Origin of the sequence: Streptomyces sp. 8L, assembly GCF_020176795.1 — a bacterium.
Taxonomy (GTDB): Bacteria; Actinomycetota; Actinomycetes; order Streptomycetales; family Streptomycetaceae; genus Streptomyces.
The window spans coordinates 1-19202 of the sequence record NZ_JAIUKE010000186.1; the positions used below are offsets into that span (position 1 = coordinate 1).

A 19202-nucleotide genomic window follows, 5' to 3' on the forward strand; every position below is an offset into this window, starting at 1 on the left:
CTCGTCCGGAACGACCAGGCGCGCCGCGCGGCCCCCCCCCCCCCCGGCCCCGCCGGGGCCTGGCCGAGCTGCCGGAGGCGTGGCACGAGGCGATCGGCGCGGCCCGCGCCGCGCTCGTACGGCCGGAGTTCGGCCCGGTGGCCGAGTGGACCGGGATCGGCCCGTACCGCCTGCTCACCCGGCTGCCGCCGGGCCCCGACCCGGCGGTGGCGCCGCTGCTGGGCCCCGGCCACGCGGACCTGGTCCGCACGGCGGAGTCGTTCCTCGACCACGCGGGCCAGGCGAGCCGGACGGCCGCCGCCCTCGGCATCCACCGGCAGACGCTCTACTACCGGCTCTCCCGCATCGAGCATCTCACCGGTCTCGACCTGGCCGACGGCGAGGACCGGCTGCTGCTGCACATGGCGCTGAAGTCGGCGCGGCTGTAAGTCGTGTTCGCGGGCGGTTGTCCAGCCGTGCCCGCGGGCGGTTGTCCACAGGCATCGGCGGGCCGCGACCGCAGGCGTCATACTCGCTGATGTCTGTACGCGGGTGGTCGGGGAGGCTGCTGTGGTGTCGTCAGAGGCGCGGTTTCGGAGGGTGACGATCCACGATGTCGCCCGCTCGGCGGGGGTGTCCCGGCAGACGGCTCCCTCGCCGTGTCCGCCTTCGTCCGCGCGCGTCCGGTCACGGCGGACCCGGGCCGCCTGACACTCCGGCCCACGTCCGACGGTCTGTCACGTAGCCGCCCCGCTCCCGCCCGCGCCGCCCGCATCGGCCGCGCCGGCCGAGGACCGAAAGGAACGCATGTCGACTTCTGCCTCCGCGTCGCACGCCCCTCGCGGACCGCACGCCCGGGGCCCCGTCGCCTACTTCGAGGACCCCGCCCCGGGGCGGGGCGCACTGCCGCCGCGCGCCGCCTTCACCTCCGACGCGCCCTCGCTCAGCCTGTGCGGGACGTGGCGCTTCCGGCTCTCCCCCGCGCCGGGCGCCGCGCCGGACGGCGTCGAACTCGACGGCTTCGACGCGTCGGACGGCGCGGGCTGGTCGGACCTGCCCGTCCCCGCGCACTGGCAGCTGCACGGCCACGGCGCCCCCGCGTACACGAACGTCGACTATCCCTTTCCCGTCGACCCGCCCCGGGTGCCGTCCGACAACCCGACGGGCGACTACCGGCTGGAGTTCGACCTGCCGGAGGACTGGCCGCGGGGCCCGGCCGTCCTGCGGTTCGACGGGGTCGACTCGTGCGGCCTCGTGCGGCTGAACGGGACCGAGCTCGGCGTCACGAAGGGCAGCAGGCTGCCGTCGGAGTTCGAGGCGGGCCCGCTGCTGCGGGCGCGCGGCAACGTGCTGGCAGTACGGGTGCACCAGTGGTCGGCGGGCTCGTACCTGGAGGACCAGGACATGTGGTGGCTGTCCGGCATCTTCCGGCCGGTGACCCTGATCGCCAGGCCCCCGGGCGGCGTCCGCGACCTGCACGTGCACGCGGACTTCGACCATCTCGCGGGCAGCGGCGGCCTGATGGTGGCGGCGGAGGGCCCGGGGGTACGGATCGACGTGCCGGAACTGGGCATCGCGGGCCTGCCCGCGGGGGAGCGCGCCGAGGTCCCCGGGGTGGCGCCGTGGAGCGCGGAGAGCCCCCGGTTGTACGAGGGCGTGGCGTACACGGACACCGAGCGGGTGCCGCTGCGGATCGGCTTCCGCACGGTGGCGATCGAGGACGGCGTACTGCGGGTCAACGGCCGGCGGATCGTGTTCCGTGGGGTCAACCGGCACGAGTTCCACCCGGAGCACGGGCGGGCGGTGCCGCGCGAGAGCGCCGTGGCGGACATCGAGCTGATGAAGCGGCACAACGTCAACGCGGTGCGCACCAGCCACTATCCGCCGGACCCGGAGTTCCTCGACCTGTGCGACCGCTACGGCCTGTGGGTCGTGGACGAGTGCGACCTGGAGACGCACGGCTTCGAGCGGCTGGGCTGGGCGGGCAACCCGAGCGGCGACGAGCGCTGGTCCGACGCGCACCTGGACCGGATGCGGCGCACCGTCGAGCGGGACAAGAACCACCCGTCGGTGGTGCTGTGGTCGCTCGGCAACGAATCCCACACGGGCACCAACCTGGCCCGCATGGCGGCGTGGACGCACGAGCGCGACCCGTCACGCCCCGTGCACTACGAGGGCGACCGGGCGTGCGACTACGTCGACGTGTACAGCAGGATGTACGCCTCCCACGAGGAGGTCGACGCGATCGGCCGGGGCTCCGCCGCCGAGCTCGACAATCCGCGCCACCGCGAACTCCCCTTCATCCTCTGCGAGTTCGCGCACGCCATGGGCAACGGCGCGGGCGGCCTGCTGGAGTACCGGGAGCTCTTCGAGCGCCATCAGCGGTGCCAGGGCGGCTTCCTGTGGGAGTGGATGGACCACGGCATAGCCCGCAAGGACGCGGCGGGACGGCCGTACTTCGCCTATGGCGGCGACTTCGGCGAGGACATCCACGACGGCAACTTCGTCATCGACGGCGCCGTCTTCCCCGACCGGAGGCCCTCTCCCGCGCTGAGAGAGTTCGCGAAGGTCTTCGAGCCGGTGCGGATCACCGGCTCGGCGGCCGGCGGGACACTGGAGGTGACGAACCTCCACGACACGGTCGGGCTCGCCTCACTGGCCTTCTCCTGGACGCTCCAGGAGGAGGGCGTCACGGTGGCGGCCGGCCCGCTGGACATACCGCAGGCGCCTCCGGGTGCGACCGTGCGCGTGCCCCTGCCGGACCTGCCGTCGCCTGCGGGTGAGAGCTGGCTGACGGTGACGGCCGTGACGGCGGCGGACACGGCCTGGGCGCCTGCGGGGCACGAGGTCGCCTGGGGCCAGGTCCTGATCACGCCGCCGCCGGCCCGGGCCGCGACGGGACCGGGGACGGCCCCGGCGCTCCTGGCCCCTGGACGGCTGCGGCTCGGCCCCGCGCTCTTCGACGCGGTGACCGGCAGGCTGACCGAACTGGGCGGCCACCCGGTCCAGGGGCCCCGGCTCGACCTGTGGCGCGCGCCGACCGACAACGACCAGGGCTCCGACGCCCCGGAGGCGGCCCGGTGGCGGGCGGCGGGCCTGCACCGCGCGCACCACCGGGTCGCCGCGGTGGAGCGGGCCTCGGGCGCCGAGGGCCCCGCGCTGGTGGTGCGGACACGGGTGGCGCCGCCCTCGCTCGGCTTCGGCATGCTCGCGGACTACCACTGGAGCGCGCACGGCGACCGGCTGCGGCTGCGTGTCGAGCTCGAACCGGACGGTACCTGGCCGTGCACCGTGCCGCGGCTCGGTCTGCGGATGGCGGTGCCGGGCCGCTTCGGCGCGGCCGAGTGGTTCGGCGGCGGCCCCGGCGAGGCGTACGCGGACAGCAAGCAGGGGGCGCGCGTCGGCCGCCACGCGGCGGACGTCGACGCCCTCCAGACGCCGTACGTGCTGCCGCAGGAGAACGGCAACCGGGTGGACGCCAGGTGGCTGACCCTGAGCGCCCCCGACGGCACGGGCCTGCGCGTCGAGGGCGAGCCGGTCTTCGACTTCGCGGCCCGCCGCTGGACGACGGAGGAACTGGACGCGGCGCGGCACACCACGGACCTGGTGCCGGGCGAGGTGATCCACCTCAACCTGGACCTGGCGCAGTTCGGCCTGGGTTCGGCCGCCTGCGGGCCGGGCGTGCTGCCGCGTTACCGGCTGCACGCGCGCAGGGCGACGTTCACACTGACGTTCAGCGCGCTGGGCGGGTAACCGCCGCCGGGCGCGCGGCCGTGCGGGGCCTCCGCACGGCCAGGCGCGCCGTAAAACCGCGTGCCGCGGGCGGGCCGCGCGGCTACGATCCCGCGCCATGGACGTCACGTTCCGCAAACTCCCCGGCAGGCGCTACGAGATGACGGTGGTCCGCGCCCACGGGCCGGTCCTGGCACCCCGGGGCGGCCCCGGCTACGACGACCATCTGCCGCACGACGCCGTGCACTTCCTCGTCGAGGCCGAGGCGGGGCTGACCGGCGGCGCCTTCGGCCGGATCGCCGCGGGGCACAGCAACATCTTCTGGCCCGAGGACCCCGCGCGGCGCCGGCGCCAGGCGCGCCGCGAGTCCCGCCGCTCGCTCACCCCCGCCCAGCACGCGGACATGGCGCGCTCGGAGCGCCTGGCGGCGCTGTGCCAGGGGCAGTGGCGGGTCCGCCACGGCCGGCTGGTGGAGCTCCCCGTGTGGCTCGCGGACGTCACGGAGGACCGGGCCCTCCTGCGCCGCATCGCCGCCCGCCTCGACGTCTTCGCGGACGACTGGCACGCCCTGCCGGCCGGCGGCGGCCTCACGCTCACCTGGCCGCATCCGGTGGCGAGGCCGTCGGCACCGGGGGGCGCGGCCGGGCGCACGAGGCGCACCGGGACCGGAGCCCGGACGCGCCGCTGACGCGCCGGGCACGGGAGCGGTCGCCGCCCCCGTGCCGCCGACACGGGCACGCGACGCGGGGAGCAGGGGAGCGCGGGCCGACGCGGGGCGCGCGCCTGCAGGACCGCGCGCCACGGTACCGGGCAGGCGGATGCTCTCCCCCTGTCCGACCGGGGCCGTGGCATAGCCTTTGCGACCATGAGCACTGAGACACGCGAGGTATGGCTCCCGTACGCCGCCGACGAGATAGCGGGGCTTCCCGAGGACCTCACCTACCGGTTCTGGGACGGCGAGGACGAGTACCCCGCCGACCCCGCGGACTGCGCCTTCTACGTCGTCCCGTATCTGAAGGGGCCGGAGACCGCCGTCCGGCCGCTGGCCGCGATGCGCTCGCTGCGGGTCGTGCAGACACTGTCGGCGGGCGTCGACAATGTGGCCCCCGCGCTCGGGGAGCTTCGGGCCGGAGTACGGCTGTGCAACGCGAAGGGCGTGCACGAGGCGAGCACCGCGGAGCTGGCGCTCGCGCTGACTCTCGCCTCGCTGCGGGACATCCCCGGCTTCGTCCGGGGGCAGGACCGCGAGGAGTGGCGCTCCGGCTTCTACCCGTCGCTCGCCGACCGCTCCGTGCTGATCATCGGATACGGGTCGATCGGCTCCGCCATCGAGGACCGGCTCGCGGCCTTCGAGTGCGCGCGGGTTGTGCGCGTCGCGCGCTCGGCGCGCGATACCGCGCGAGGCGCGGTCCACGCGCTCTCGGATCTGCCGTCACTGCTCCCCGACGCCGATGTGGTGATCCTCTCCACTCCGCTGACGGACGGGACCCGGGGTCTTTTCGGTGCCGATCTGTTCTCCCGGATGAAGAGCGGCGCCCTGCTCGTCAACGTCGCGCGGGGCCCGGTCGTCGACACGAAGGCCCTGCTCGCGGAGGTCGGAAGCGGCCGGCTCACGGCGGCCCTCGACGTGACGGACCCGGAGCCGCTGCCGGCCGGGCACCCGCTCTGGCATACGCCCGGCGTCCTCGTCAGCCCCCATGTCGGGGGCTCCACTTCCGCCTTCGAACCCCGTGCCAAAAGGCTCCTCTTGACACAACTGACCCGGTTCGCCGGGGGTGAAGCGCTCCAGAACGTGGTAATGACCACAGAGTGAGCCCGTCACGGAGTGCCCCTCCGTGACCACTCTTCGCAGCTGCCCCGACCCGTGGTGCCGTCACACCCCCGCTCGTCACGGAGAGTAGAGAGACTATGTCCCTGAGTGACGACTCTGGTGTATCGTCCCGATCTGGGGGCTGCGTCGCGTGTGGGGCGGCGTCGGGGAGCGACCAGAATCCGAGGGGGGCGACGGGCGATGCACGGCCGATGGACCGACGAGACCGATCAACCGAGAGTGAAACGTCCCGGAGTGGACCGATGAGCGCCGAGGGAATCCTTCTCGACCGGCCCAGGCCGCCCGGCGCCGGCAATGCCGGGCTGATCGGGCAGTTGGTGCTCGCCCTCATCTGCGCCTCCTATGCGACGGGGGCCGCGATGGGCTGGGGATCACAGGAACTCGCCGTCATCATGGGCGACTTCGGCCTGAGCCTCGCGGCCCTGACCGCCGCGGTCTCCTGCTTCCTGTACGCACGCGGGCGCGGGCGCCCCTTCCGGCCCGCGTGGCTGCTGTTCTCGCTGTCGTCCTTCATGGCGGCCGGGGGCAACGCCGTGTGGGGGTGGTACGAGGTGGTGCTGCGCGAGCCGGTGCCCACGCCGTCGCTCGCCGACCTGTTCTTCCTCTGCTTCGCGCCCCCGGCCATCGTCGGCCTCCTGGTGCTCGCCAAGCGCCCCTCCACCAAGGCCGGATGGGTCTGCCTCGCGCTCGACGCCTGGCTGATCGGCGGTTCCCTGCTGACACTGTCCTGGAGCCTCGCGCTCGCCCACACGGCCCGCGTCGACGGGCCGAGCGTCGCCCAGTCCGCGCTCGCGCTGGCCTATCCCCTGCTGGACATCGTGCTCGTGAGCATGGTGCTCGCGCTTCATTTCCGGCACACGGCGAGTCGCACCGCGGTCAACACGGTGATCAGCGCGCTCGCCCTGACCGTGCTGTGCGACGGGCTGTTCACCTCGCCGCTGCTGCGCGCCGACTACCACTCGGGCCAGCTCCTCGACGCGGGCTGGTTCGCCGGCTCACTGCTCCTCGCGTACGCGCCCTGGGGCGTGCGGCACCTGCCCGACGTGCCCCGGCGCAGGCCGGCGCGCAAGCGCCGCCGCCTCGCCAGGTCGATCGCCGCGCTCGCCCCGTACCTGTCCGCCGCGGTCTGCACGCTCGGCATCCTCTACACGGCGGTCCTCGGCCACCAGGTCGACCGGGTCGTGATCCTCACCGGCTGCACCGTGGTGCTCGCGCTCGTCGTGCGCCAGGGCATCATGCTGGTCGACCATGTCGCGCTCACCCAGGAACTGGCCCAGAAGGAGAACCACTTCCGCTCCCTCGTGCAGGGGTCGAGCGACGTCATCATGATCGCCGCGCCGTCGGGGGTGCTGCGGTACGTCAGCCCCGCGGCCTCCGGCGTGTACGGCCGGGACGCCCAGGAGCTGGAGGGCGAGGAGCTCGCCTCCCTGATCCACCCCGCCGACCTGGGGAAGGTCCTCCACGAGGTGCGCAGGTTCCTCGCCGCCCCGCCGGCGCGCGAGGCCAGCGCACGGGTCGAGTACCGGTTCAGGTCGGGCGGCGGCGACTGGCTCAATGTCGAGTCGACGGTCAACCGCCACGAGGACGGGCTGATCTTCAACAGCCGCGATGTCACGGAACGGGTGCGCCTCCAGGCCCAGTTGCAGCACAACGCGGAGCACGACCCGCTCACGGACCTGCCCAACAGGGCCCTGTTCACCGCCCGGGTGGGGCGGGCGCTGTCGGGGCGGCGCGCCGGGGACGCGGGCACGGCGGTCCTCTTCATCGATCTGGACGGCTTCAAGGGCGTCAACGACCGCCTCGGCCACCAGGCCGGGGACGAGCTGCTGATCCGCGCGGCCCGGCGGCTCCAGGCCTCCGTGCGCGCGGGCGACACCGCCGCGCGGCTCGGCGGCGACGAGTTCGCCGCCCTCATCCTCGGCGGCGACAGCGGGGGCCAGGCGTCGCGGGCGGACCGGGAGAGGACCGTCCAGGAGATCGCGGAGCGGCTGCGCCTCACGCTGTCGCAGCCGTACCGCGTCGGAGAGGACGAGGTGCGCGTCGCGGCGTCGATCGGGGTCGCGTTCGCCGAGGCGGGGTCCGCCCCCGCGGACCTGATGCGCAACGCCGACCTGGCGATGTACCGCGCCAAGGCCGCGGGCAAGAACCGCGTCGAGCTCTACGTGCCGCAGCTGCGCTCCGAGGCCGTGCGCGGTGCCCGCCTGGCGGGACGCGTCCGCACCGCGCTGCACGAGGGCGAGTTCACCCTGCTCCACCAGCCTGTGGTGAACCTCACGACGGGCCGCATCTCCGCCGTGACCGCCCAGCCGCGCTGGCGGGCCCCGCACGGGCTGCTGTTCACCCCGGCCGAGTTCCTGCGGATCGCCGACGACCACGACCACGAGCGGACCGCGGAGTTCGGGTACCGGCTGCTCGACGACGCCGTGGAGCGTACCGCCGAGCGGGGCCGGTCCTCGGGGCTGCGCTCGCCGGTGGTCGTACGGCTGCCCGCCCGGCGGCTGCTGGACCGGCCGCCCCGGCTCGACTCCGTGGAGGCCCTGCTGGGGCGGCACAGGCTGCCGGCGGGTTCGCTGATGATCGAGCTGTCCGACGCCGACCGCGGCGTCGACCCGGACGAGCTGGAACAGCGGTTGCGGGGGCTGCGCCGCCTCGGCGTGCGGATCGCGCTCGACGGGTTCAGCAGCGGCTTCTCGGCCATCCACGCCTTACACAGACTGCCGCTCGACGTGCTGAAGCTGGACCGGGGCCTGGTGGAGGGCATCGCCGACTCCCCGCGGCTCCACCGGATCACCGCGGGGCTGCTGCGCATCGCCTGCGACCTCGGCATGTACTCCGTGGCGGACGGCGTGGACCGCCCGGACCAGGTCCTGGCGCTGCGGAACCTCGGCTGTACGCACGGCCAGGGCGCCGCGTTCGCGGGACCGCTGGACGAGCAGCGGCTGCGCCGTGCGCTGGGCCGGGGCCACTACCCGGTGCCCGCGGACTCCGACGCGGGCTCCGCGTACGGCACCGCCGGGGCGCAGGGCGCCCCCGTCCCGCCCCTTCCCGCAGGGGCGCAGGGCGGGCACGGTGCGCACGGTCGCGGCGATGCCCCCGGCCCCCTCGGAGTGCCGGTGGCCGCCGGCACCCAGGGGACGGGCGCCGCGGGGAGCCCTCTCGGCCCCCCGGGAGCGGTCGGGGTGTGCGCGCCAAGTGTTCCCGGCGCGGCGGCCGGTGGGCTGCTGACGGGCTCGCTCTCGGCGCTCAAGTCGCGCCCGCTGCCCGGTGAGCGGTTCCCGCTCGCGCCGGTCCGCTCGAATACTGAGACGCCGGTCCCACCCACTTGACACATGGGGCGCGCCGGGAGGATGGTCTGTGCCATGCGCACCCGAATCCTCGTACTTGGACAGCGCGTCGGCTGAAGCAGAGCCCTGAACCGGCTCCGCGGACCCTCACCGACGCGCTCCCCTCGCTTGCCCTACGGCACGGGGGGTTTTTTGTTGCACCGGCACCCGCAGAATCCCAACAAAACACCTCGCACCATCCAAGCCCTGAGAAGAGAAGCCGATGACCGAGCAGGCCACCGGGGCCCACCATCCGCAGCCGCGGGCCCGTAGCGGCGGAGCGCCTTCCGCCACCGTCGAACACGTCACGGGCGCGCAGTCCCTGATCCGCTCGCTGGAGGAGGTGGGTGCCGACACCGTCTTCGGCATCCCCGGTGGGGCGATCCTCCCGGCGTACGACCCGATGATGGACTCGACACGTGTCCGGCACGTACTCGTCCGCCACGAGCAGGGTGCCGGCCACGCGGCCGTCGGTTACGCGCAGGCCACCGGCAAGGTCGGGGTGTGCATGGCGACATCGGGTCCCGGCGCCACCAACCTGGTGACACCGATCGCCGACGCGCACATGGACTCGGTGCCGATCGTCGCGATCACCGGCCAGGTCGCCTCGAAGGCGATCGGCACGGACGCCTTCCAGGAGGCGGACATCGTCGGCATCACGATGCCGGTCACGAAGCACAACTTCCTGGTCCGGGAGGCGAAGGACATCCCGCGGACCATCGCGGAGGCGTTCCACATCGCGGGCACGGGCCGCCCGGGCCCGGTCCTCGTCGACATCGCCAAGGACGCGCTCCAGGCAAGGACCACGTTCTCCTGGCCGCCCGTGCTCGACCTGCCCGGCTACCGGCCGGTCACGAAGCCGCACGCGAAGCAGATCCGCGAGGCGGCGAAGCTCATCACGCAGGCGAAGCGCCCGGTGCTGTACGTGGGCGGCGGCGTCATCAAGTCCGGTGCCACGGCGGAGCTCAGGGTCCTCGCCGAGCTGACGAAGGCGCCCGTCACCACGACGCTGATGGCGCTCGGCGCCTTCCCCGACACCCACCCGCAGCATGTGGGCATGCCGGGCATGCACGGCTCCGTCACGGCGGTCACCGCCCTGCAGAAGGCTGACCTGATCGTCGCGCTCGGCGCCCGGTTCGACGACCGCGTCACGGGCAAGCTGGACAGCTTCGCGCCGTACGCCAAGATCGTGCACGCGGACATCGACCCCGCGGAGATCGGGAAGAACCGGGCGGCGGACGTGCCGATCGTCGGGGACGCCAGGGAGGTGCTGGCGGACCTGGTGCAGGCGGTGCAGGCCGAGCACACGGCGGGCGCCGTCGGCGACGCGGCGGCCACCGGCTACCAGGCGTGGTGGAAGGACCTGGACCGCTGGCGGCAGACGTATCCGCTCGGCTACGACGAGCCGGGGGACGGCTCCCTCTCGCCGCAGCACGTCATCCAGCGCATCGGGGAGCTCGCGCCCGAGGGCACCGTGTACGCGGCGGGTGTCGGCCAGCACCAGATGTGGGCGGCGCACTTCATCGACTACGACTCCCCCTCGACCTGGCTGAACTCGGGCGGCGCGGGGACGATGGGCTACGCGGTGCCGGCCGCGATGGGCGCGAAGGCGGGGCAGCCCGGCCGCACGGTCTGGGCGATCGACGGCGACGGCTGCTTCCAGATGACCAACCAGGAACTGACCACCTGCGCGCTCAACAACATCCCGATCAAGGTCGCCATCATCAACAACGGCGTCCTCGGCATGGTGCACCAGTGGCAGAACCTCTTCTACAACCAGCGCTACTCGAACACGACCCTGCGCGACGGCAGCGACACGGCGAGCCGGCCGAGCAGCGGCACGCGGGTGCCGGACTTCGTCAAGCTGTCGGAGGCCATGGGCTGCGTGGGACTGCGCTGCGAGTCGCCGGACGAACTGGACGCGGTGATCGCCAAGGCCAACGCGATCAACGACCGTCCCGTGGTGGTCGACTTCATCGTCCACGAGGACGCGATGGTGTGGCCGATGGTCGCCGCCGGCACCTCGAACGACGAGATCATGGCCGCGCTCGGCGTCCGTCCCGACTTCGGTGACGCCTCCGACGACTGAACCCACCGACCCGACAGCCGCGACGAGAGACCCAGAGAGACTCCCATGTCCACGAAGCACACGCTCTCCGTCCTGGTCGAGGACACGCCCGGTATCCTCGCGAGGATCGCCGCCCTGTTCTCCCGCCGGGGCTTCAACATCGACTCGCTCGCGGTCGGTGTCACCGAACATCCCGACATCTCCCGCATCACGATCGTGGTGAATGTCGAGGACCTGCCTCTGGAGCAGGTGACGAAACAGCTCAACAAGCTGGTGAACGTCCTGAAGATCGTCGAACTGGAGCCCGGCGCTGCGATCCAGCGCGAGCTCGTCCTGGTGAAGGTCCGCGCCGACAACGAGACCCGCAGCCAGATCGTCGAGATCGTCCAGCTGTTCCGAGCCAAGACCGTGGACGTCTCGCCGGAGGCCGTCACCATCGAGGCCACCGGCTCCAGCGAGAAGCTGGGCGCCATGCTCAAGATGCTCGAACAGTACGGAATCAAGGAGCTCGTGCAGTCCGGCACGATCGCCATAGGGCGCGGCGCCCGGTCCATCACGGACCGCAGCCTGCGCGCTCTGGACCGCACCGCCTGAGCGTCGCCGAACGGCACGCTCGTCCCGCCGGACCGCATGGCGAGACCGGCAGTCCCCCACCGGCGGCCCCGCCGTACGGTGGGGCACGCACCACCAGCACCACAGTCAACAAGGAGAAGAACCCGTGGCCGAGCTGTTCTACGACGACGACGCCGACCTGTCCATCATCCAGAACCGCAAGGTCGCGGTCATCGGCTACGGCAGCCAGGGCCACGCCCACGCGCTGTCGCTGCGCGACTCCGGTGTGGATGTGCGAGTCGGCCTGCACGAGGGCTCCAAGTCCAGGGCGAAGGCCGAGGAGCAGGGGCTGCGCGTGGTGACGCCCGCCGAGGCGTCCGCCGAGGCCGACGTCATCATGATCCTGGTGCCGGACCCGATCCAGGCGCAGGTCTACGAGGAGTCCATCAAGGACAACCTCAAGGACGGTGACGCGATCTTCTTCGGTCACGGCCTGAACATCCGCTACGACTTCATCAAGCCGCCGGCCAACGTCGACGTCTGCATGGTCGCGCCGAAGGGCCCCGGGCACCTGGTGCGCCGCCAGTACGAGGAGGGCCGCGGCGTTCCGTGCATCGTGGCCGTCGAGCAGAACCCGTCGGGCAAGGGCCTGGAGCTGGCGCTCGCGTACGCCAAGGGCATCGGCGGCACGCGCGCGGGCGTCATCAAAACGACGTTCACCGAGGAGACCGAGACCGACCTGTTCGGCGAGCAGGCCGTGCTGTGCGGCGGCACCTCCGCGCTGGTGAAGGCGGGCTTCGAGACGCTGGTCGAGGCCGGCTACCAGCCGGAGATCGCGTACTTCGAGTGCCTGCACGAGCTGAAGCTGATCGTGGACCTCATGTACGAGGGCGGCCTGGAGAAGATGCGCTGGTCGGTCTCCGAGACCGCCGAGTGGGGCGACTACGTCTCGGGTCCGCGCATCATCAACGACCAGACCAAGGCCGAGATGAAGAAGATCCTGGGCGAGATCCAGGACGGTTCGTTCGCCAAGACCTGGATGGACGAGTACCACGGCGGTCTGAAGAAGTACAACGAGTACAAGAAGGCCGACGCCGAGGGCCTGCTCGCGACCACGGGCGCCGAGCTGCGCAAGCTCATGAGCTGGGTGGACGACGACGAGGCCTGAGCCCGGGCTCCGGGCACGGGTACCGCCCCACCGCCGCGTGCGGCGCCGGCGGGCCCGTGCCCATGCCCGTGCGGCAGACGCGGGCGCCGTACTGTACGTGAAGTATGCACGTATGAGTGATCCTCCCGCTCGGGTGGGAGCTGCTCCCGGGCATCAGCACTAGACTCTGCACACACGCGTCGGGCCCACAGCGTCGTGCGTCTTTCACGCGGACGAGGGTGTGCCGTCATGATCTGGAAAGGTCGTGCCGAGCCGACCCGCCCCCAGTACCCCTCCACCGCATGCGGCCGTTGGGACGGCCGTCCGCCATGGGACTTGTGAGGACACACGTGAGCGATAAACCGGTCGTACTCATCGCTGAAGAGTTGTCACCCGCCACCGTCGACGCCCTGGGACCCGACTTCGAGATCAGGCACTGCAACGGCGCCGACCGCGGTCAGCTGCTGTCCGCGATCGCCGACGTCGACGCGATCCTGATCCGTTCGGCCACCAAGGTCGACGCCGAGGCCGTGGCCGCGGCCCGCAGGTTGAAGGTCGTCGCCAGGGCCGGCGTCGGTCTCGACAACGTGGACGTGCCCGCCGCCACCAAGGCGGGCGTCATGGTGGTCAACGCGCCGACGTCGAACATCATCACCGCCGCCGAGCTGGCCTGCGGTCTGCTGATCTCCAGCGCGCGCAACATCCCGCAGGCCAACGGCGCGCTGAAGAACGGCGAGTGGAAGCGCTCCAAGTACACGGGCGTCGAGCTGAGCGAGAAGGTGCTCGGCGTCGTCGGCCTCGGCCGTATCGGCCTGCTGGTCGCGCAGCGCATGTCGGCGTTCGGCATGAAGATCGTCGCGTACGACCCGTACGTGCAGCCCGCGCGCGCCGCGCAGTTGGGCGTGAAGCTCGTGACGCTGGACGAGCTGCTCGAAGCGGCCGACTTCATCACGGTGCACCTGCCGAAGACGCCGGAGACGCTCGGCCTGATCGGCGACGAGGCGCTGCACAAGGTCAAGCCGACCGTCCGCATCGTCAACGCGGCGCGCGGCGGGATCGTGGACGAGGAGGCGCTGGCGTCGGCCCTCAAGGAGGGCCGGGTCGCGGGCGCGGGCCTCGACGTGTACGCGAAGGAACCGTGTACGGACTCCCCGCTGTTCGAGTTCGACCAGGTCGTCGCGACGCCGCACCTGGGCGCCTCCACCGACGAGGCGCAGGAGAAGGCGGGCGTCTCGGTCGCCAAGTCCGTCCGCCTGGCGCTGGCCGGTGAGCTGGTGCCGGACGCGGTCAATGTGCAGGGCGGTGTGATCGCCGAGGACGTGCGTCCCGGCCTGCCGCTGGCGGAGAAGCTGGGCCGGATCTTCACCGCGCTCGCGGGCGAGGTCGCGGTCCGGCTCGATGTCGAGGTGTACGGCGAGATCACGCAGCACGATGTGAAGGTGCTCGAACTCTCGGCGCTGAAGGGCGTGTTCGAGGATGTCGTCGCGGAGACGGTCAGCTACGTCAACGCGCCGCTGTTCGCGCAGGAGCGCGGCGTCGAAGTGCGGCTGACGACGTCGAGCGAGTCGCCCAACCACCGCAACGTGGTGACGGTGCGCGGCACGCTCGCGGGCGGCGAGGAGGTCTCGGTCTCCGGCACGCTGGCGGGGCCGAAGCACCTGCTCAAGGTCGTCGCGATCGGCGACTACGACGTGGACGTGGCGCTCGCCGACCACATGGTCGTGCTGCGCTACGAGGACCGTCCCGGCGTGGTCGGCACGGTCGGCCGGATTCTCGGTGAGGCGGGGCTCAACATCGCGGGCATGCAGGTGTCGCGCGCCGAGGAGGGCGGCGAGGCCCTCGTCGTGCTCACGGTGGACGACAATGTGCCGCAGCCGGTGCTCACGGAGATCTCCGAGGAGATCGGCGCCGCGTCGGCGCGTTCGGTCAATCTAACGGACTGACCCGCACCGTACGTTCGCACCTTCCGAGGGGCCCGGCCGCGCGCCGGGCCCCTCGGCCGTTCCCGGCGAAGCGCGGCCCGCGAGGCGGCCGGCGGGACCTCTCTGACGCGAAGCGATCATGATGAGGTTGACTGGGAGGGTCCCCCGGCGGGGCAGGTGAGGAGGGGTTCTCGCAGGTGGAGCGCAGGACGATCGGCGCGGGCGTGCTCGGTGCGGGCGCGGTCGGGCTCGGGTGCATGCCGATGAGCTGGGCGTACAGCCGCTCGCAGCGGCGGGGCGAGATGTCGGAGCGCGCGGTGCACGCGGCGCTCGACGCCGGGGTGGACCTGCTGGACACGGCGGACATGTACGGGCCCTTCACCAACGAGCTGCTGCTCGGCCGGGTGCTGGCGAAGCGGCGGGCGGACGCGTTCGTGTCGACCAAGTGCGGACTGCTCGTCGGGGACCAGCACCTGGTGGCCGACGGGCGGCCCGAGTATGTGCGGCGGGCCTGCGACGCGTCGCTGCGGCGGCTGCGCACCGATGTGATCGACCTGTACCAACTGCACCGCGCCGACCCGGAGATACCGGTGGAGGAGACCTGGGGCGCGATGGCCGAGCTGGTGACGGCGGGCAAGGTGCGGGCGCTCGGCATGTGCGCGGTGGGGCTGGTGGACGGCCCCCGCCGGGGCGCGGCGGTCCGGCAGGACCGGGCCGGGCGGCCGCCGGGAAGAGGGGCCCCGTACACGGCGGCGGTACGGCAGTTGGCGCGGATGCAGCAGGTGTTCCCGGTGAGCGCGGTCCAGGCCGAGCTGTCGGTGTGGGCGCCCGAGGCGCTGGAGCTGCTGCTGCCGTGGTGCGTGGAGCGCAGTGTGGGGTTCCTGGCGGCGATGCCGCTGGGCAGCGGGTTCCTGACGGGGACGCTCACCCCGGGGCAGGGCTTCGAGGAGGACGACGTACGGGCCAGGCACCCGCGTTTCACGGCGGAGATGATGGCCGCGAACCAGCCGCTGGTGGCGGGGGTGCGGCGGATCGCCCAGCGGCACGGCGCGACACCCGCCCAGGTGGCGCTGGCCTGGGTGCTGGGGCAGGGCCGTCAGGTGGTTGCCGTGCCGGGCACGAAGCGGGCGCGGTGGGCGGTGGAGAACGCGGGGGCGGCGGATCTGCGGCTCACGGCGGCGGACCTGGCCGACATCGAGGCGCTGCCGCCGGCCCGGGCGTCCTGGGACTGACGGCCGGGGCGGCGGCTGAGAACGGCGGAAGCGGCCCGGCAGGGGCGCGGACGGCATGCGGACGGCGGCGATCGCGTGCGTCGGCTGCGCCGAGGAGGGTTCCTGCGCGACAGTAGGGGCAGGTGACCGGTGCTCCCGCCGCCACCGCCCTGAGTCGGAAGGGACGGGCAAGCCGTGCGACGTACCGCACTGCCGACGGCCGCAGCCGCCGTCGTGCTCCTCGTGGCCACCGGATGCGGCGGATCGGGCTCCGGCCCGGGCGGCGGGCCCGGCGCGGGCGCGCACCGCGCCGCGTCGTCCGCCCCGTCCGGCGCGGGCGCCGCCTCCGCCTCCGCCCCTGCCGCGTCGCCGAGCGTGCCGCCCGCGAAGGGCTCCGTACGGGTCCTCTCCACCCTGACCGAGAACCTGAAGTCGCCGTGGGGACTCGCGGCGCTGCCCGGCGGCGACCTGCTGGTGTCGTCGCGCGACGAGGGCACGATCACCCGGATCAGCCGGCGCACCGGCGCGAAGACCGAGCTGGGCAAGGTCTCCGGGGTCTCCCCCGCCGGCGAGGGCGGGCTGCTCGGGATCGCGCTGTCGCCGTCGTTCGCCAGGAACCATCTGGTCTACGCGTATTTCACTACGCAGTCCGACAACCGCATCGCGCGTATGACGTATGACCCGGCCATGCAGGCGGGGCAGCAGCTCGGCGCGCCCGACACGATCCTGCGGGGCATCCCCAAGGGGTTCGTGCACAACGGCGGGCGGATCGCGTTCGGCCCGGACGGGATGCTGTACGCGGGGACCGGCGAATCCGGTGACGGCGCGAAGTCGCAGGACAAGGCGTCGCTCGGCGGCAAGATCCTCCGGATGACACCGGACGGCGCGCCCGCCCCCGGCAATCCGTTCAAGGGGTCCGTCGTCTACGACCTCGGCCACCGCAATGTGCAGGGCCTCGCCTGGGACCGGGCCGGGCGGCTGTGGGCGTCGGAGTTCGGGCAGGACACCTGGGACGAGCTGAACCTGATCCAGCCCGGCAGGAACTACGGCTGGCCCACGGTCGAGGGCAAGGGCCACAAGGCGGGCTTCACCGACCCGCTGGAGCAGTGGCACCCCGACGAGGCGTCGCCCAGTGGCATCGCGTACGTGGACGGTTCGATCTGGATGGCGTCGCTGCGCGGCGGGCGGCTGTGGCGCATCCCGCTGGACGGCCGGGAATCCGCCGGGGCACCCCAGGCGTTCCTGAAGGGGAAGTACGGCCGCCTGCGAACGGTGCTCTCGGCCGGAGCCGACACGTTGTGGCTGGTGACGAGCAACACCGACACGCGGGGCACGCCGAAGCGGGGCGACGACAGGGTCCTCCTGCTGAAGGTGCGCTGAGCCGAGAGCAGGAGGCGGGCAGGCCGTGTTCAACATGATCGAGGACCTCTTCGCGCCGGGCAGGAAACACACGGCGGAGGAGCAGAAGAGGCTGGAGCTGAGCCGGGTCGACGTGGACGGCTCGGACCCCGGCCGCGGGCCGATAGACCTGGCCTCGGGCAAGGTCACGATCCGCCCCCGGCCCGTCGCGGACGAGGAGCCCCCGCGGGCGGAGGCAGCGCCCGCGGCGCCGTCGTCCCCGGACGACGGGGTTCCGCCCACGGGCGCGGAGGCTGAGGCCGGGTCGGAGCCGGGGGCCGGGGCGCTGCCGCCGCAGGGCGCCTAGCGACGATCCCCGCCGCAGCGCGTCAGGTGAACAGGCCCAGGCGGTGGGCCGTCGCAGCGGCTTCCGTGCGGCCGGAGACGCCCAGTTTCGCGAGGATGTTGGAGACGTGCACGCTCGCGGTCTTCGGCGAGATGTACAGCTTCTCCGCGATCCCGCGGTTGCTCAGCCCCTCCGCGACCAGGCGCAGCACGTCCCGCTCGCGCGGGGTCAGGCCCAGGGACCCGGCCGGCCCACCGGCCGCGGGGGCCGTGGGCGCGCCGAGCGTGACGCGGGCCCGGCCGGCCAGCAGTTCCACGTCCTCGGCGAGCGGGCGGGCACCCAGGGACCTGGCCGCAGCATGGGCCCCGGCCAGCAGCGCCGCGACATCTCCACGGTCCGCGTGCGTCTCCAGCAGGGCGCCGGCGTGCCGCAGCCGGGCCCGGGCCAGCTCGTAGGGCCGGTCCAGGGCCTCGAACGCGGCGCTCGCACGCGCCCACAGTTCGGGCGCCGCGTCCCCCGCTGCCCTCGCCCGTTCCGCGTCCAGCATCAGGGCGTACGCCTGCCAGACCGGTACGGCCGCCGGCAGGTGTTTCGCGTGGGCGCCGACGGCCGCCAGAACCGCGGCCCGGCCCTCCTCCGCGCCGGGTCCGCCCCGGTGGTCGGCCTCGATCGCGGCGGCCGTGACGAGCAGCGGCAGCGCGTACCGCTGTGTGCCGAGCCCGAATCCGCCCCCGGCGACCCCCGCGAACTCGGCGCGTGCGTCGGCCAGTCTGCCCTGCCTGCCCGCGATGGCCATGGCGAGCCTGGCGGCCGTGATGAAGTGCTGGGGCTGCGGGTCGTGGGTGCCGAACGCGGCGCGCGCCCGCTCCACTTGGCGCCCCGCCTCGGCGAGGTCCCCGCGGGCGAGGGCGAGTTCGGCCCGGCCGGTGGCGAACATGCCGCGCACCTTGGGGGTGTCGCGTTCCTCGTCGACGGCGTCGAGCGCGGCCTCCGCCTCGTCCCAGCGGCCCAGGGAGAACAGCGAGCGCGCCAGGTTCGAGCGCGTCCACGCCTCCTGGTGGGCGAGGCCGAGCGAGCGGGTCGCCGCGATCCCGGCCCGGGCCGCGGCCACCGCCTCTGCGGACCGGCCGACGCTCTCCAGCGTGGACGGCAGGTTGGTGCTGACGCGGCCCGTGAGTTCGATCGCGCCGAGCGCCTCCGCGCGCTCCCGCACCTCGTACATCTCGGCGAGGCCGTCCTCGACGCCGCCGGCGTCGGCGACGAGCCAGCCGTGCGTGAGGCGGGCCTGCAACTCGGTGTACTCGGCGCCGACGAGGCGCGCGTACTCGACGGCGCGGTCGGCCGCGGCCAGCGCCTCGGGCCCCGGCCGGTGCAGGGCACCCCAGGTGGCGGCCCTGCTGTGGACCTCGGCGTGGACGGCGGACGGCGGCAGGCCGCGGGTCAGCTTCTGCGCGACGCCGAGTTCGTACGAGCCGTCACCGCGGTCGAGGTCCTGCGTCAGGTTCGAGCGCTGGAGCCAGAACCACGCGGCGCGCAGGCTGTCCTTGTCGTCGCGGTCCGGCCGGGGGCTCGAGGTGTCCTCGTCGAGGATGCGCAGCGCCTTCTTCGCGATGGCGAGGGCGCGTTCGCGGTGGCCCCCCCCCCGGGGGGGGCCCGCGCGGGGGGGGCGGGGGGGGGGGGGGCGGGCCCCCCCGCCGGGGGGGGCGCCCCCCCGGGGGGGCGCCGGGGGGGGCCCCCCCGGGGCCCCCGGGGG

At 73.3% G+C, this 19202-nt stretch carries 13 protein-coding genes; 12 read left to right on the top strand and 1 reads right to left on the bottom strand.

Going from position 1 to position 19202, the window contains the following annotated elements; genetic code table 11:
* From LCE31_RS17095 to LCE31_RS17150, 12 genes are all read left to right on the top strand, one after another.
* Positions 1-428, top strand: a 428-nt coding sequence (locus tag LCE31_RS17095) for a PucR family transcriptional regulator (protein WP_225015142.1), incomplete at its 5' end; no start/stop codon positions are given.
* 358 nt (positions 429-786) lie between these two features.
* Complete coding sequence (locus LCE31_RS17100; RefSeq protein ID WP_225015143.1) at positions 787-3732, top strand: glycoside hydrolase family 2 TIM barrel-domain containing protein; 2946 nt, start codon at positions 787-789, stop codon at positions 3730-3732.
* A gap of 97 nt (positions 3733-3829) precedes the next feature.
* Entirely contained in the window at positions 3830-4399 is a 570-nt protein-coding gene (locus LCE31_RS17105; RefSeq protein ID WP_225015144.1) for a hypothetical protein, read from the top strand.
* A 177-nt stretch (positions 4400-4576) separates the two neighbouring features.
* On the top strand, positions 4577-5524 hold the full coding sequence (locus LCE31_RS17110) for a 2-hydroxyacid dehydrogenase (RefSeq protein WP_225015145.1): 948 nt from the start codon (positions 4577-4579) through the stop codon (positions 5522-5524).
* A 260-nt stretch (positions 5525-5784) separates the two neighbouring features.
* Positions 5785-8868, top strand: a complete 3084-nt coding sequence (locus LCE31_RS17115) for a putative bifunctional diguanylate cyclase/phosphodiesterase (protein ID WP_225015146.1) — start codon at positions 5785-5787, stop codon at positions 8866-8868.
* 220 nt (positions 8869-9088) lie between these two features.
* On the top strand, positions 9089-10954 hold the full coding sequence (locus LCE31_RS17120; protein WP_225015147.1) for an acetolactate synthase large subunit: 1866 nt from the start codon (positions 9089-9091) through the stop codon (positions 10952-10954).
* Between the two features lie 45 nt (positions 10955-10999).
* Positions 11000-11527, top strand: a complete 528-nt coding sequence (gene ilvN / locus LCE31_RS17125) for an acetolactate synthase small subunit (protein WP_225015148.1) — start codon at positions 11000-11002, stop codon at positions 11525-11527.
* Between the two features lie 124 nt (positions 11528-11651).
* Complete coding sequence (ilvC, locus tag LCE31_RS17130; RefSeq protein ID WP_225015149.1) at positions 11652-12653, top strand: ketol-acid reductoisomerase; 1002 nt, start codon at positions 11652-11654, stop codon at positions 12651-12653.
* 329 nt (positions 12654-12982) lie between these two features.
* Positions 12983-14575 (top strand): phosphoglycerate dehydrogenase, encoded by a 1593-nt coding sequence (serA, locus tag LCE31_RS17135; RefSeq protein WP_225015150.1) that lies wholly within the window; start codon positions 12983-12985, stop codon positions 14573-14575.
* A 176-nt stretch (positions 14576-14751) separates the two neighbouring features.
* Positions 14752-15786 carry an aldo/keto reductase gene (locus LCE31_RS17140; protein ID WP_225015151.1) on the top strand — a complete coding sequence of 345 codons (1035 nt, stop codon included), beginning with the start codon at positions 14752-14754 and terminating at the stop codon, positions 15784-15786.
* Between the two features lie 174 nt (positions 15787-15960).
* Positions 15961-17145, top strand: a complete 1185-nt coding sequence (locus LCE31_RS17145; protein ID WP_225015152.1) for a PQQ-dependent sugar dehydrogenase — start codon at positions 15961-15963, stop codon at positions 17143-17145.
* 34 nt (positions 17146-17179) lie between these two features.
* The gene (locus LCE31_RS17150; protein WP_263631961.1) at positions 17180-17470 is read left to right on the top strand and encodes a DUF6191 domain-containing protein; all 291 of its coding nucleotides are present in this window, start codon (positions 17180-17182) and stop codon (positions 17468-17470) included.
* Positions 17471-17492: 22 nt separating this feature from the next.
* Here the strand turns inward: LCE31_RS17150 and LCE31_RS17155 are convergent.
* Positions 17493-19202: helix-turn-helix transcriptional regulator (locus LCE31_RS17155; RefSeq protein ID WP_225015154.1), on the bottom strand; the 1710-nt coding region annotated here is incomplete at its 5' end.